Here is a 15,129-nt window from a genome sequence, read left to right as displayed (position 1 = left end):
AACTCCATAGTTTTAGTGCCATGGAAAGTCTTTAATACATGAATCATCATTAAAGTCTGCTCTAGGTATTAGATTACGCTGCAATGCTTCATCTCGATTTCCAAACCAAGTTCGTCGCGTTGAATTTGCAACTTTATTCATAAGGATATCAATAACAATTCGAGCTGCAATATTGACGGTTGACTGAAGTTCGATAGCACCATGTGGCTGAAATACATCACCACAACCTGCCATAGCAACTAAATGGTTCGCGCTTTCGGGAACGTCGCATGACCTAAAAATAATCTCCATATTTTCATCAAACATAGCGCTCACACTATCGTCATTAAATAAGGCGACGGCGTGTCCTGCAACGGCAAAAGCTTCTGCCCATGCGCAAACATGTACTGATTCATTGCTGTGAGTTCTTCTCCATTCATCCAAAAATAAGTCCCCTGAAATATCGATACCGGCGCTCACAATTACATCGGCACCTTGTATCAGCTCCAATTCTTGCTGCGTTAATGTTTCAAATTTTTTATGATGTGCAGTAACTTCTAACATGTGAGGAAAATCAGCAAGCAAAAGTTTTCGTAGTGATGTTACTTTGCTCGCACCAGAGCTTCCCACGCCTAATATATGACGCGATGCATTATGAGATGCAACTGTATCATTATCGATTAAATGAATTGTACCCACCCCAGCTTGCGCTAGTAACCGGGCTACCGATGCACCTAACGAACCGCATCCGCATATCACCACTTTTTTGTGATGTAAAGTTTCATAGTTTGGATCATGATCTCGTCCATGCACCCAAGCTCCATCAATTCTAGACACATTGGCTTTAAGAATTTTTTTTGTAGTAAAAGCTTTATGGACAAGCATAGTAGGAAGTTTTGAGGTTGTTCTAAAACCTCGCATGGCTTCCGATAGTTTTTGACTTCTTAATAACGATGCCAAAAAAATAATTCCATTGTCAGTTTTTGCCCCTATAACAATTAAGCAGTCTCTTCCGGCCACCAGTATTTGATCTAATATATTTTTAGGAATTAAATTTAATAGATCGCTACCAAATACGGGAAATTCATCCGGGAGCCAAGGACTATCCAACCATAATAGGTAACCTGGATAAATTTGTGCTGATTTCTCGGTACTACGAAGATTTTTTAAGTATTGAGTAAGCTCTTCAGGGGTATCTGCAGCAAAAAAAGTTTGATGATTATCTACTGAGTAAACGATTAAACGGCTTTCTGCATTAAGAGAGAGCAGGCTATAAATTTTTTCTTTGTTATCGTGAGCTTGATCCCAATAAGCAGCAGCTTCTCTCGCAAAATCCTTGCGTCTATTAATGGGATCCATGTTTAACAAGCTTTGTGCCCACGCAAGATGCTGAATAACTCGCTGAGCAGGATCGTCTGCCATAGATGATTTAGGAAGACAAAGATTTCCATAAATATCGATGTGCGGCCAACGTTTACTTTTCCCATGCACATATTGAGGCAGCCATATTATTGGCTGAGTTCTAGGATACTGATTGTCGATAGCAACAAAAAGATGGGTAACATTTGGGTATGTAATATCACCCTCAATAAACTCGACACGCCATATTGCCGCAAGCAGATTTAAAGACCGTTTAATACTGGGCGCGTTGGTTGTAGGAACTAATGACCAACGCGCCGGTAATTGGCTATTTAAAACAGCTCCAATATTTTGTACGAGCAGTGATTGACTTGGATTCATTAACCGAATCGACCACCATCATCATTACGCTCTGAAACTTTTGAGGGTGTTACCACAAAAGCTGACTTCTGAGACTTGGTATCTTCTGTAGCTCGTGCTGCAAAAAAAGAAGCACTAAAAACTATATCCCAGGCTTCTAACGCATTTTTATGCGAACAATCCTTTTCATCGAGCACATTGAGTTCTTTGAGTGCCCAAGCTAATTTATCTTTGAAAAAAGTTACTGCGTCATCATCTTTTCCTGATAGTTTTGTGTCTTTTAATACGGGATGATTTACTTCAGTGGAAGCATCTAAAGCTTTCTTTATGGCTTTCCAAGTATTTCGAATAGCAAGATCATCTCTGCCATCGCTCGACTGGAAATAATCAACAACTAACTTTGTAATAGTTATGCCTGATGCTGTTTTTTCTTTCCAGTCAGCTACGCTACGTGCAAACTTTTTTGTGTATCTTACAACTCGACGTAGTTGGCTACCGTCATTAACCTCACCGGAATTAAGGTTGGTCACGTGACCATTAAACCAACTCGTAACTGCTCGTGCATCTGATCGAACCCAGTCATCACCGCTTGCTAATTCAAAATATTCTTCTTCATTTCCATCGCTGTTTGTTTCTGTTTTGATTCGGTAAACGGGATAGTCGATATGGTAACCCTGCGGATAAGTTTGGCGCACACAATTTCGTTTCACTTCAGCGGGACTTTTCAAACGCTCATCATCCGACAGTGCTTCACAAACACGAGCACGTGCATCTGCGGGTGATAGCTCAAAAACAACTAGCCACGTGAGATCTTCGGGTTTGAAGTAAACCCCATCATCAATGTCATATTCACATGCGTCATCCTGCACCATGGTTTTCATGCTGTAGGAGCCTTGAGATTCAATTTTTTCTGGTACTGGTTTCTCTAGTCTGGTTAAACCATTTCGTAAACGTGTGCGGCCAGAATCGCGACGACTACGCATCGTATCTTGATCGGATTTACCCAATGTAACTTTTTCATTGTGGTAAGCGCGTAAGTCTTTATTACAATCTATCTCTGCCATTTGCATCAGTCCTCTTTGTTTAATTAAGTGTAGTCATCAATGCATCCCTGAAAGACTGCATGCGATTCGTGGGATTTGTAGTATTCATTTGCGCCCAAGCCCAATCCACATCGGATATTGCTTGACGTTCCAGCGCATTCAGTGCTTTATGTCGTGCGTCATCTAAATTTTTTAAATAGTTTCTAAGTTCATTTGAGGGGCATTGCGCGGGCATTCGATATGCAAAGCTTCCATCGTTTCGAAGTGATGCAATTTTCGATGAAATATAATCATAGCCAACAGCTTGAGCATTAAGACTTGCTTCAATAGCTTTTATACCTACTCCCCAACCAAACGAATTTCGATGTAGTTTTGCATCGGAAATTTCTTCGCCTCCTTGGGAGGGTAAAGATCCCAACATAAATAAATGGATAGGTCGAACTTCGTTTCTATCTTGAAGAATTTCACACGCTTCAATCATTCCAAGAGCGCCTGGATTGTTTGCCCATAATCCGCCGTCTATGTACACAGCGGTTGTTGACGTTCCTGCACTACTAGGTTCGATGAGTTTGGCCATAGAGCGAAGCATTGGTGCTGCTGAGGTTGCAAGACAAACATCGACTAATGTTCGGGAGTTATCACGTCCATTTAAACGAGATAGGTGGTGGGTTTTAAAAACGACGGCAGAATGTCTATTGATATCTAATGTAGGAATTGCAAATGCGATTCCTCGTTTTTTATAGACTTCATCAACTGTTTGAGTATTAAAAGCAGTATTAAGCGCAGCTTTCAGAGCGTCATTACCTGCGGATAAACCAATGCCAAGCCCTCTTATAGCAAGGCTTCCAAGTAATGGAATATGGCGAATAAATTGATGGGGGAAAATTTTATGACCTTCTTTGTAATAAAGATCACGAACCTGCTGTAATGGCACTCCAGCGGCCAACGCGCAGGCAACTATTCCTCCTGTACTTGTTCCTACAATGAGATCAAAGCTCTTGCCAACGTCTATTGTTTTTCCACCATCTAAACCAGCAAGTCTTGATGCGAAAGTGTTTAAATACGCGGACTGGTAAACACCGCGCATTCCTCCACCGTCAAGACATAAGACCCGAAAAGGCTGTTTTTCATTCATCAATTGATCCATTTTGTGATGCGTTTAACGACATATGGGATCTTCTGGTCGAATTTCAATCGTTCTGTTCAAAAAAAGATGATTTTTATGCCGAGGTTGCACCAATCTGGCGAGATTGGAGGCGAGGTGGTAACCGATAACTGCGTAAAACTTTACTTAACAGAAGTTTTGCGTTGTAAAGCTGATAAATTTTAATCGATCTAATTTCTCCCAAATTTAGATTAAATCAGGTATTTCTCTCAAAACGGATTGTCTTTCTGACAAAAAATGACTATCGTTTAAAAAGGATATGGTTGGTTTTTGTACTAACCCCATTTGAGACGCTGACTTGAAAAAACTGGTCCATCACAAAAAATATGCCTATATCGCATTGCTCATCTGGTTTATCGCCAGTTTGACCGGGATGCACGGGCACTATTGCTTTGACGGTGGTGAGCCTCCAGTATCGGTTCATTTTGATGTTGTAGATGGTCCAGATGTTGATCACAATGCCTTGGGCAAAGTGCATATCGATGTTGATAATAACCCTGCCCAGGCCAGCGCGATCAAGGTATTCAACCTCGATTTACCCTTTCTGGCACTAGCGTTATTTCTTGTATTTGTATGGCCCGTTATCCGTGGTCAACACTACAATCTTTCCAATACGCCCTCAGCTTGGCTGACCGTAACAGGCTTACGCCCGCCGCTTCGCGCTCCACCTAAAAACTCCCACTAAGTTCCATTTGTTGTGTTATTGGCTTTTGCTCGCTAAGCGACATGGCTAGTAGCGTGTTTGCGCATCTGCGCATTAGTTGGAGTTCATTATGTCCCTTTTTCGAATCAGGTTCGCGCTGATAGCGACCTTGTTATTCTGTTCGTCTGCTATTCAAGTTTCAGCCCAAACAACGGCTGATACCAAGACTGCCTCAGGCAGTAAGTTATCTTTGCGGGATGCTGTCACGGCAACTCTCGCCCAAAACCCTCAACTCAGTAGTTTCCAATTTCGCAGACAAGCCCTTGAGGGAGAGCTTCAAACCGCAGCCTTGAGACCCGCTTTACGGGTTGGTGCAACGGTTGAAAACGCTGCCGGAACCGGTGATTACTCCGGAACCAAAAGTGCCGAAGTCACGCTTGCCTTGTCATCAATTATTGAGCTGGGTGATAAACGTGAAGCTCGTATGGGTGTCGTTACTGAGCGCCAGCAAGGCTTGGCGGTTCAGCAACGCATTATCGAATTGGATTTGCTGTCAGAGGTAACACGCCGTTTTATTGATGTTGCCACCGCACAGCAGCAGCTCGGTTTACGCCAATCCACACTTTCGCTTGCTACTGAGACAACTGCATCAATCAAGCGTCGAGTAGATGCAGGGAATACTCCTGATGCGGAGCTAGCGCGTGCCCAAGCCAACCAATCTCGCACAGCCATTGAGTTAAAGCAGGCGGAGTTAAATTTCGATGCTGCACGAATCAAATTGTCTGCTATGTGGGGTACTACTGAACCAACTTTCACCTCGGTAAATGCCGATCTTCTCAGTACTGGTGATTCTCTCCCTCTTAACGAACTTCTGACTCAACTTTCGGATAGTCCTGACATTCTGCTCTTTGCAAACGAAGCACGTTTGAGAGACGCGGAAGTTCGTTTGGCTCTCAGTCAGCGTAAGGCAGATCTTGAATGGAATGCAGGTGTACGTCGCCTGCAAGCCAGCAAAGATTCAGCTGTCGTTGTTGGCGTTACCGTCCCTCTTTTTGGAAGCAGTCGAGCAGCGGGCGAAGTCGCGACCGCAAGAGCAAATCGTTTAAGTGTTGATAACGAGCGTGAAGTGGCATTGCTTCAAATGCGCGCGCAATTGGCAGGTCTTTACCAGGAGCGTCAGGCTGCACTTTTTGAAATCAAAAGCTTACGCAACGATGTTATTCCCCAATTAAAAAAAGCGGTGAGCGGTACACGAGCAGCATTCGACAAAGGTCGCTATGGCTATCTCGAACTTAGTACTGCCCAGCGTGAATTGTTAGAAGCCGAATCTGCATTAATTGATGCAGCGGCAAATGCGCATTTGCTGCGCGCTGAAATTGAACGTCTCAGTGGCACTGCCACCACCGCACAAAATTCCGGGGTTAATCCATGAAATCATTTTTAAAAGTTGTACAAAAAAAATTATCTACAAAGAATCTTTTGCAAATAGGATTTTTGAGCGTTGCGTTAATTGGTATTTCATTGGCAAATGCAGCCAAAGAAGAACCAAAAGGTTCTGCTAAGCAGGAACAAGCGGAAGAACATGAAGAAAAAGCCGCAGCCTTAACAAATGAGCAATTGAAAACAGCGGCAATTGGTCTTGCGCAAGTTGGACCTGCCGACATTCGTGAAACGATTTCGCTTTACGGTACGGTCGATGCTAATGGTGAAAAAATTCAACGTGTTGCAGCACGTTTTGTTGGCACTGTGCGCACCGTGAATAAAAAAGTTGGCGACGCTGTAAGAGAAGGTGAAGTCTTAGCAACCGTTGAAAGTAACGAGAGCTTAAAAACCTATTCGATTACGTCAGCGATCAGTGGTGTCATTGCAGAACGACATATTAACGTTGGTGAGCAAACTACGGATAAAACAGTATTTGTCATTGCAGACCTTTCGAGTGTTTGGGTGGATGTTGCAATTTTCCCTCGCGATGCTGCAAAAATTCGTGTTGGACAAACCGTAAAAGTTACCAATCCATCAAGTGACCTTACTGGCGAAGGCGAAATTATTTCAGTGTCGGCCCTAGGTTCCAGTACAAATCAATCCTTAACTGCTCGCGTGTTATTAGCGAATGCTGAGCATGAATGGACACCGGGTCTTTTCGTGAATGCTGATGTCGTGCTTGCAAAAAAAACTGCTGCTTTAACGATTCGTAATGAGGCTTTACAAGATCACGAAGGTAAGCAAGTTGTATTTGTTAAGGGACAAAAAGGCTTTGAGCCGCGCCCAGTAAAAGTGGGCCGTACAGATGGTGAGGTCAGCGAAGTTCTCGGTGGTGTTAAAGCGGGTGAAACCTATGCCAGCAAAAACAGTTTCATCATCAAAGCTGAATTAGGAAAGGACGGTGCTGAACATGAATAATTTCTGCATTAGTATTCTTTCCTTCCGGAAAAATATGGTTAACAAGGAGGTGACGTCATGATTGATGCACTTCTAAAATTTTCCATTTCTCGCCGTTGGTTAGTATTGTTTTTAGTGTTGGTTGTAGCAGGTGTTGGTGTATGGAATTACCAACGTCTTCCAATTGATGCTGTTCCCGACATCACTAACGTGCAGGTGCAAATCAATACAGCTGCTCCTGGATATTCTCCATTGGAAGTTGAGCAACGTATTACTTATTTGGTTGAAGTTGCTATTGCAGGTTTGCCTAACGTTGAAGAGACACGTTCATTGTCTCGTTATGCATTGTCGCAAGTAACGGTTGTGTTTAAAGACGGAACCGATATTTATTTTGCGCGCAATCTTATCAACGAGCGTTTGCAGCAAGCGAAAAGCCAAATGCCTCAAGGTATTGAGCCTGGTATGGGGCCAGTGGCAACCGGCTTGGGTGAGATCTTTCATTACGCTGTACATGCCGATAGCAAAGCACGCCAAGCGAATGGTCAACCTTACGATGCAACCGCGTTGCGTACATTGCAAGATTGGGTGATTCGTCCGCAATTGCGTTTAGTGCCAGGCGTGACAGAAATCAACACGATTGGCGGCTTCGAAAAACAATTTCACATCACCCCTAATCCAGCGAAGTTGTTGGCTTACGGAATTACATTTGAAAATGTTGTAGAAGCATTGAAGAAAAACAACGTGAGCGTTGGTGCTGGCTATATCGAAAAAAATGGCGAGCAATACTTAATACGTGCTCCAGGCCAGGTCAGCGATATCCCTTCGATTGAGCAAATTATTCTTGCTCATCGCGGCAAATTACCGGTGACTATTCGCGATGTGGCGGACGTAAGTTTTGGTAAGCAATTACGTACAGGTGCTGCAACCAGAGACGGTGCGGAAACTGTGCTAGGTACAGCAGTGATGTTGCTTGGTGGAAATAGCCGAACAGTGTCTGAAGCTGTGTCTGCCAAAATTACTGAGATTAATAAAACGTTGCCAGAAGGTGTGACTGCCGAGCCTGTCTACAACAGAACTATTTTGGTTAACAAAACCATTGCAACTGTTCAAAAGAATTTGCTCGAAGGTGCAATCCTGGTTGTAGTTGTGTTGTTGGTAATGCTTGGAAATGTGCGTGCCGCTTTACTCACAGCAATGGTTATCCCACTTTCTATGTTGATGTTAATGACTGGCATGGTTCAAACAAAAGTCAGCGCAAACCTGATGAGTTTAGGTGCATTGGATTTTGGTTTGATTGTCGATGGTGCGGTGATCATTGTTGAAAACTGTATTTTTCGCCTCGCGGGACGACAACATCATTTGGGTCGCAATTTAAATTTGGATGAACGTTTTCAAATTGTATTCAGTGCAACTCGCGAAGTGTTCACGCCAAGTTTAATCAGTGTTTTGGTTGTAATTCTTGTGAACCTTCCAATTCTTGCATTGACCGGTGTTGAAGGAAAAATGTTTTCGCCTATGGCCATGACCGTCATCATGGCACTGATCGCAGCGCTGATTTTGTCGTTAACGTTTGTTCCTGCTGCTGTTGCTCTTTTGTTATCAGGTCATATCGAAGAAAAGGAAAATATTATTGTTCGTAAAGCCAAGCAGGGATATACCGGCGTACTCGATTTTGCGTTGCGTTTACGCAAACCAATTTTAGCGGGCGCCGTTGTTTTCGTTTTGATTTCGGGATTCATTGCTACCCGCATGGGAACAGAATTTATTCCGAATTTGGATGAAGGCGATGTCGCTGTTCAAGCGTTACGTATTCCAGGTACAAGTTTGACGCAATCCCTTGATATGCAATTTCAAGTTGAAAGTGCTGTTATGAAAGTGCCTGAGGTAAAAACGTTTTTCTCTCGTGTAGGTACCGCTGAAGTTGCTAGCGATCCAATGGGGCCAAACATTTCTGACGGTTATGTCATGCTGAAAGATAAAAAAGAGTGGCCCACACCTCATCGTACTAAAGCTGAAGTACTTGAGGATATCGAATCGAAACTCGCGTTGGTTCCAGGTAATGCTTACGAAATTAGCCAGCCTATCCAACTTCGCTTTAACGAATTGATTTCAGGTGTACGTTCTGATCTGGGTATCAAAATCTACGGTGAAGATCTTGAGCAGCTACTCGCTTCTGGTAATCAAATTGCGAGTGTGCTGAATGGCATTAAAGGTGCCGATAGTGTGAAGGTTGAGCAAGTGGATGGCTTGCCCATTCTCTCTGTTGAAGCAATTCGTCCTGCGCTTTTACGGTACGGATTGAATATGACAGATGTTCAACAAACGTTATCCATCGCGACTGGCGGTGAAGAGGCTGGGCAAATATTTGATGGCGATAAGCGTTTCGATCTCGTTGTTCGATTGCCTGAAAAACTTCGCAATGATTTGACTGCACTTTCACGTCTTCCTATTCCATTAGCGGATGGTGGTTATGTTCCGCTAGGTGAAGTCGCGAAGTTAAAAATTGCTCCTGGTGCAAACCAAATCAGTCGTGAAAATGGCAAGCGTCGCTTAGTGGTAAGTGCGAACGTAAAAGATCGTGACCTTGGAGGTTTTGTTGCTGAGGTTCAACAGAAAGTTGAACAGCAAGTAAAACTTCCACCAGGTTATTGGGTTCGTTACGGCGGCACGTTTGAGCAATTGCAATCTGCATCCAAACGTTTGAGTGTTCTGGTTCCAATTACATTACTCGCAATCTTCGCGCTGTTAATGATGACCTTCGGTTCAGCAAAAGATGCGCTCCTTGTATTTAGCGGAGTACCGCTTGCACTTACCGGAGGCGTGATATCACTTTGGATTTGTGGCATTCCATTGTCCATTACCGCAGGTGTTGGGTTCATCACTCTATCGGGTGTCGCGGTACTAACCGGCGTGATGATGGTGTCTGCATTCCGTGATGGTTTAAAGGAAGGCAAATCGATTGATGTCGCTATTAGTGAAGGCGCAATGATGCGTTTACGCCCCATCCTGATGGTTGCATTGGTTGCTGCACTAGGCTTCCTTCCAATGGCGCTCAATACCGGTACTGGTGCGGAAGTTCAACGACCTCTCGCCACAGTGGTTATTGGTGGAATCATCTCTTCAACGTTACTGACATTGCTTGTATTGCCAGGGCTTTATCGCATGGCATTTCGACCAGTAAGTAAATCTTAATTAACGCAACGACAGCTGTTTATCGATTCGTAAACAGCTGTCTTATGAGGTGATACATCATGAAATTAATTACAGCATTTTTACACCATGTAAGAGTCAACAATGTTGTTGACGCATTAAACGATGCGGGTTATCGAAATCTCATTCTGCAAGACGTTCGAGGCACATTGTCACCACTCGATGAATTCGAAAGAGTTTATTCGGCAGAAGCAAGGTTAGTCATTTCAGAAGCGAAACTATCCATTGCGTGTAATGACGCTGAAGTTGAAAGCATCACAACGACTATTCGCGATGCTGGAAAAATCGGTGAGGAAATTTCTGGTTGGGTGTATGTCAGCGCCATAGAGCAAGCGTTACCCATTGGCGGTCCGTTGCTATAGGAGCCCCTATGAAGCTCTTAATTCGTAGTGCGGGCATTGGCATCTTGTTAATTTTGATAACTGGATGCGCATCAACACCTTCGTATCACACGATCTACGCAGATGATTTTAAAAATCACAATTTGAATCTGACTTACTCAAAAGTAAGCTTTGATAAGAACACTTTACTTATTGAGGGTGGAATTCAGTTAGCCAGAATTGCAGGACATGTGGCCAGTGGCCATATTAATATTTTGATAACTAATCAACAAAACGTTGTCTTGAAAGCTGTATCCCCAGAGTACTCGCCTCGTGAATTGTATTTAAGGCCAAAGGAGAATCGTACAGGTCTCTTCTCAGTGAAAATTGATGGTATAGAGCCGCAACCGTTACACATTCAATTTAGCTACCACGAAAATAGCATATAAGTAAGGAGCGTAAAGTGGAACATCAGCATATTTATGATCGTAACGGTAAACAGATTTGTTGTACAGAAGAAGAGAAAATTAATCATCATGCAAATGTGTCTATAAAAAAGCACGAAAATGAATCATCCAAGGGTGATAGCCATGATCACGATCATGAGCATTCGCATGATGACGGACATGATCATTCAGGTGGAAATGACAGCACTGCAAGTATGTTCGTATTTCCGGCAATAAGTTTTATAACACTTATTGTTGCTCTGATTCTTGATAGCTATGTGAATCAATCCTGGTTTACGGGCTGGCTGCGCGTTATTTGGTATCTAGCCGCTTATTTGCCTGTTGGTTTGCCGGTGTTGAAGGAAGCCATTGAAAGTATTCGCAACGGAGAAGTGTTTTCTGAATTTCTACTTATGAGTATTGCAACCCTAGGGGCATTTGCCATTGGTCAATATCCTGAAGGTGTTGCGGTGATGCTGTTTTATTCGGTGGGTGAGGTATTCCAAACACTCGCCGTGAAGCGCGCAAAATTAAATATTAAAACCTTACTTGATCAACGTCCTGATGAAGTCACCATTTTAGAAAATAACCAAGCAGTTGTACGCCGGGCAGAAGATGTAAAAATCGGCGATAAAATCCAACTGAAGGCGGGTGAAAAGCTGGGATTAGATGGAGAGCTTTTATCCGAAACCGCTTCTTTCAACACTGCCGCCCTGACGGGCGAAAGTAAACCAGATGCCAAGACAAAAGGTGAAACTGTTCTTGCAGGAATGATTAACTTAAATATGGTGTCGCTCGTAAAGGTCACAGCGGATTATAAAGATAGTAAGCTATCTAAAATTCTTGAACTGGTACAAAACGCCTCCACACAGAAAGCGCCTACAGAATTATTTATTCGAAAATTCGCAAAAATATATACTCCTATTGTTGTAGCGCTCGCGCTTGCAATTTGCCTGCTGCCGTACTTTTTTATAGATCAGTATGTCTTCAGTCAGTGGTTGTATCGTGCACTCATTTTTCTCGTTATCTCTTGTCCTTGTGCATTAGTTATCAGTATCCCCCTGGGATATTTCGGAGGCATAGGCGCGGCCAGTAAAAATGGAATTTTATTTAAAGGCAGTAATTTCCTGGACACTATTGCTGATATTAAGCATGTGGTTATGGATAAGACCGGCACCATGACAGAAGGTGTTTTTAAAGTTCAGGACGTTAATTTAAAACCTAACTTTAACAAAGACGATGTTTTGAAATGGGTGAACAAATTAGAAAGCCAAAGCACACACCCGGTTGCGACCGCTATTCATAATTTTGTAGGTGATATAGATAGCAGTATCGATTTGCAAAATGTTGAGGAAATATCAGGACACGGATTAAAAGCAAGCATTAACGGTAAAGAGCTCCTTGTAGGGAATTTTAAGCTGCTTGATAAATTCAATATTGCTTACGATGTTGATCCCAACTCCATTGTTTATACAACTATTGCCATCGCCTTCGACAGAAAATTTGCAGGCTATCTAACTATTGCAGATAGCATCAAAGAAGATGCGCAGGCAACGATTGATGCATTAAAAGGCATGGGCGTGAAAGTAACCATGTTGAGTGGCGACAAAAGTTCGGTAGTGAAATTTGTTGCAGACAAATTAGGCATCGAAAATTCGTTTGGTGATTTGCTTCCGGAAGATAAAGTTAAAAAAGTTGAAGAGGCAAAATCGCAAAGCCAAACCGTCGCATTTGTAGGTGATGGTGTCAATGATGCACCCGTAGTCGCGCTGAGTGATGTCGGTATTGCAATGGGTGGCTTAGGTAGTGACGCCACCATTGAAACAGCAGACGTAGTTATTCAGGACGATAGGCCGAGCAAAATTGCAATGTCCATCAATATTGGGAAACAAACGAAAAAAATTGTGTGGCAAAACATTATTTTAGCGTTTGCGGTAAAAGCAATCGTCCTGATTTTAGGTGCAGGTGGTTTAGCCACTATGTGGGAAGCGGTATTTGCTGATGTTGGCGTTGCGCTTCTGGCAATTATAAACGCTGTCCGCATTCAGCGGATGCGATTTTAGTTCAAGGCGTTAGTGCTGATATGTCTCATACAAAACTTTCAATAACGTGCGTGAAGTTGCTGCGTTAAGGCTGAGTTTATGAGATCCACCCGAAAAAAATTATCTACAAAGCCTGTAGAAAAAAGCGTATTTAAGACCAAACCCGTTTTATTCGTTCTCGCCGTTTTATTGTGTATGTTTTTGATTGATCTATACAGGGTGATTACCGCTGACCCTAAGGCTCATCACCATCATCACCATGCAAAACGTGTAGAGCAAAAAACTCAGGATGGTATTAACAAGCTTTGATTAAATTATCCAATTAATGGGATAACTAAAATGACAATTTCATTTGAATCAGCGTTAGGGTTGCACGAAAGAGCGTTGCGTTTGCGCGGTCAGCGAGCGGCAGTGTTAGCCGATAATTTGGCCAATATTGATACACCCAATTTCAAAGCAAGAGATTTGGATTTTAAAAGTATTCTCAGGCAGGAAGTCGAAAGCAGAATGTCTGCTGCCCAAACCAATCCACGTCATTTTGAAATTGAAACAGAAAGTGGATCAGAGAGTCAGCTGTTGTATCGCACACCACAGCAGGCATCCATTGATGGAAATACTGTTGAGGATCAAATCGAGCACGCCGAATATATGAAAAACGCGTTGGCTCTTCAAGCGAGCTTTGAATTTTTAAACGATGAATTTAAAAGTTTAAAGACAGCCATTCGTGGCGATTAACGATTTTCAATGAAGAACAGTCCTTCGTTTTAAGCAGTAAGCAACCGAATTATTTTCATGCAGAGATAAACATGAATTTTCGATTTTTTTTAATACAATCACTTCATCATCAATTGGCTATATGTTTGTCAGCAATTATTTTGTTGATAGCGCTAGTGACTGCTTATATGTCTTATTCGGCAGAACTTGAGAATGCCTTGGAAGCTCAAAATCATCATTTAACACATATTGCCCAATCATTAGATCCAAAAAGCATTACAGAAGACTCATCTGAAGTTTTAAAAAAGGTTGCTAGAGAACAGCTTGATGACAAAATAATTGTTCAGCAGCTAGACCCTAATCGAGTGTTTCAACGAGCCGAACCTTACCTACCCACAAACCTTTCTGATGGACTTCAAGCACTGACAATCCATGGAACACCTTTCAGAATGTATGTGAAAACATTTTCGCCTGAAATAAAACTCGCCATTTTTCAAAAAGCAAATTTCATTCATAAAATTGCCTTTAGGGAGGCCATACGGACTTTTTTATCAGTTCTCGCTGCGTTGCCATTTTCGATCTTTTTCCTATACGTCTTCATTAAGGGAAGATTTAAAACAATAAAGCAAATGGCAAATGATGTGCGAGACAGTGTGGAAAAAGGAGTAAAACCTATTGTAGATACCCAGGTTCCTGAAGAGGTCAGACCCTTTGTGTATTCAGTCAATCAAGTATTGGTGAAAGTTTCCAATACGATTTCCGCCCAACGGCGATTTGTGGCAGATGCTGCACATGAGTTGCGATCATCTTTAGCTTCCGTGATGATTCAGGTAGATCATTTAGATTCTGAAGAATTGTCTGAGGTATCTAAAAGAAAAGTAATTTCTTTAAAGGCAAGAATAAAACGCGCTTCAGATTTTCAAAATCAACTCATAACCTATGCTCGCCTTCATGATTCTGACCAACCAAAAGGCAAAAGTGTTGCGGTATTGTCAATATTTCGCAGGGTTATTGAAGACATGATTCCGTTGGCAGAGGAAAAAAATATAAAGATTAGTGTGATTGGATACGATGATATTTTAATAGATGTTTCTGAACTCGACCTTCTGCTTTTAGTAAAAAACTTGGTAGATAATGCAATCCGTTTTACTCCGCAAAATGGAAAAATTAAACTTTCTATATTTTATTGGTATGGCCAATACATTATAGAAGTTAGCGATAATGGTCCTGGAATCGCTGAAACAGAACGAGAAAAGGTGTTTGAACCTTATTACCGAATCCCTGGAAATGGGCAAACTGGTACGGGATTGGGATTATCGATAGTAAAGAACATCGTTATACGTAATCGTGCAAATATTCAAATTAAATATACGGATGAAGTAGCTAAAACTGGGCTTACTGTGTGGGTAATTTTTTCTGCGTCAGAACATTTTGATGGTGTAATGAATAAAGGCCATTTAACGAGCTAA

At 42.3% G+C, this 15,129-nt stretch carries 13 protein-coding genes; 10 read left to right on the top strand and 3 right to left on the bottom strand.

The annotated features are described in order from the left end of the window. Positions 1–12: 12 nt before the first annotated feature. From U1F02_RS02415 to U1F02_RS02405, 3 genes are read right to left on the bottom strand one after another with little or no spacing between them, the layout of a single operon-like run. Positions 13–1,719: a ThiF family adenylyltransferase gene (locus U1F02_RS02415; protein WP_409988753.1), complete on the bottom strand. Its 1,707-nt coding sequence runs from the start codon at positions 1,717–1,719 to the stop codon at positions 13–15. Beyond that, positions 1,719–2,762 (bottom strand): cyclic GMP-AMP synthase DncV-like nucleotidyltransferase, encoded by a 1,044-nt coding sequence (locus U1F02_RS02410; protein WP_409988752.1) that lies wholly within the window; start codon positions 2,760–2,762, stop codon positions 1,719–1,721. The genes U1F02_RS02415 and U1F02_RS02410 overlap by 1 nt, the downstream gene beginning before the upstream one ends. Positions 2,763–2,781: 19 nt before the next feature. Beyond that, positions 2,782–3,876, bottom strand: a complete 1,095-nt coding sequence (locus U1F02_RS02405) for a patatin-like phospholipase family protein (RefSeq protein ID WP_409988751.1) — start codon at positions 3,874–3,876, stop codon at positions 2,782–2,784. Positions 3,877–4,204: 328 nt separating this feature from the next. Here U1F02_RS02405 and U1F02_RS02400 point away from each other — a divergent pair, with 328 nt between their 5' ends. From U1F02_RS02400 to U1F02_RS02355, 10 genes are all read left to right on the top strand, one after another. Next, positions 4,205–4,591, top strand: coding sequence for a hypothetical protein (locus U1F02_RS02400; RefSeq protein ID WP_409988750.1), 387 nt, complete (start codon positions 4,205–4,207; stop codon positions 4,589–4,591). 88 nt (positions 4,592–4,679) lie between these two features. Next, positions 4,680–5,981 carry a TolC family protein gene (locus U1F02_RS02395; RefSeq protein WP_409988749.1) on the top strand — a complete coding sequence of 434 codons (1,302 nt, stop codon included), beginning with the start codon at positions 4,680–4,682 and terminating at the stop codon, positions 5,979–5,981. Beyond that, entirely contained in the window at positions 5,978–6,949 is a 972-nt protein-coding gene (locus tag U1F02_RS02390) for an efflux RND transporter periplasmic adaptor subunit (RefSeq protein ID WP_409988748.1), read from the top strand. Before U1F02_RS02395 ends, U1F02_RS02390 begins: the two co-directional genes overlap by 4 nt. Positions 6,950–7,006: 57 nt before the next feature. Continuing rightward, on the top strand, positions 7,007–10,120 hold the full coding sequence (locus tag U1F02_RS02385; protein WP_409988747.1) for an efflux RND transporter permease subunit: 3,114 nt from the start codon (positions 7,007–7,009) through the stop codon (positions 10,118–10,120). Between the two features lie 59 nt (positions 10,121–10,179). After that, the gene (locus U1F02_RS02380) at positions 10,180–10,500 is read left to right on the top strand and encodes a P-II family nitrogen regulator (protein ID WP_409988746.1); all 321 of its coding nucleotides are present in this window, start codon (positions 10,180–10,182) and stop codon (positions 10,498–10,500) included. 8 nt (positions 10,501–10,508) lie between these two features. Beyond that, on the top strand, positions 10,509–10,907 hold the full coding sequence (locus U1F02_RS02375) for a hypothetical protein (protein WP_409988745.1): 399 nt from the start codon (positions 10,509–10,511) through the stop codon (positions 10,905–10,907). A 14-nt stretch (positions 10,908–10,921) separates the two neighbouring features. Beyond that, positions 10,922–12,967: a heavy metal translocating P-type ATPase gene (locus U1F02_RS02370; RefSeq protein ID WP_409988744.1), complete on the top strand. Its 2,046-nt coding sequence runs from the start codon at positions 10,922–10,924 to the stop codon at positions 12,965–12,967. A 78-nt stretch (positions 12,968–13,045) separates the two neighbouring features. Then, positions 13,046–13,255 (top strand): hypothetical protein, encoded by a 210-nt coding sequence (locus U1F02_RS02365; protein WP_409988743.1) that lies wholly within the window; start codon positions 13,046–13,048, stop codon positions 13,253–13,255. Positions 13,256–13,285: 30 nt separating this feature from the next. Continuing rightward, positions 13,286–13,681 carry a flagellar basal body rod protein FlgB gene (gene flgB, locus U1F02_RS02360; RefSeq protein WP_409988742.1) on the top strand — a complete coding sequence of 132 codons (396 nt, stop codon included), beginning with the start codon at positions 13,286–13,288 and terminating at the stop codon, positions 13,679–13,681. Between the two features lie 71 nt (positions 13,682–13,752). Beyond that, positions 13,753–15,129 (top strand): sensor histidine kinase, encoded by a 1,377-nt coding sequence (locus U1F02_RS02355; protein ID WP_409988741.1) that lies wholly within the window; start codon positions 13,753–13,755, stop codon positions 15,127–15,129.

It is taken from the genome of Cellvibrio sp. (assembly GCF_046347455.1).
GTDB lineage: Bacteria > Pseudomonadota > Gammaproteobacteria > Pseudomonadales > Cellvibrionaceae > Cellvibrio.
The sequence above is the reverse complement of the archived record's forward strand: the minus strand, read 5'-3'. Positions and strand labels throughout refer to the sequence as shown.

Excerpts from the sequence above, each read along its gene's own strand:
- U1F02_RS02415 (WP_409988753.1), bottom strand. The coding sequence starts at position 1,719 with ATGAATCCAAGTCAATCACTGCTCGTACAAAATATTGGAGCTGTTTTA.
- U1F02_RS02410 (WP_409988752.1), bottom strand. The coding sequence starts at position 2,762 with ATGGCAGAGATAGATTGTAATAAAGACTTACGCGCTTACCACAATGAA.
- U1F02_RS02405 (WP_409988751.1), bottom strand. The coding sequence starts at position 3,876 with ATGAATGAAAAACAGCCTTTTCGGGTCTTATGTCTTGACGGTGGAGGA.
- U1F02_RS02395 (WP_409988749.1), top strand. The coding sequence starts at position 4,680 with ATGTCCCTTTTTCGAATCAGGTTCGCGCTGATAGCGACCTTGTTATTC.
- U1F02_RS02390 (WP_409988748.1), top strand. The coding sequence starts at position 5,978 with ATGAAATCATTTTTAAAAGTTGTACAAAAAAAATTATCTACAAAGAAT.
- U1F02_RS02385 (WP_409988747.1), top strand. The coding sequence starts at position 7,007 with ATGATTGATGCACTTCTAAAATTTTCCATTTCTCGCCGTTGGTTAGTA.
- U1F02_RS02380 (WP_409988746.1), top strand. The coding sequence starts at position 10,180 with ATGAAATTAATTACAGCATTTTTACACCATGTAAGAGTCAACAATGTT.
- U1F02_RS02375 (WP_409988745.1), top strand. The coding sequence starts at position 10,509 with ATGAAGCTCTTAATTCGTAGTGCGGGCATTGGCATCTTGTTAATTTTG.
- U1F02_RS02365 (WP_409988743.1), top strand. The coding sequence starts at position 13,046 with ATGAGATCCACCCGAAAAAAATTATCTACAAAGCCTGTAGAAAAAAGC.
- flgB (WP_409988742.1), top strand. The coding sequence starts at position 13,286 with ATGACAATTTCATTTGAATCAGCGTTAGGGTTGCACGAAAGAGCGTTG.
- U1F02_RS02355 (WP_409988741.1), top strand. The coding sequence starts at position 13,753 with ATGAATTTTCGATTTTTTTTAATACAATCACTTCATCATCAATTGGCT.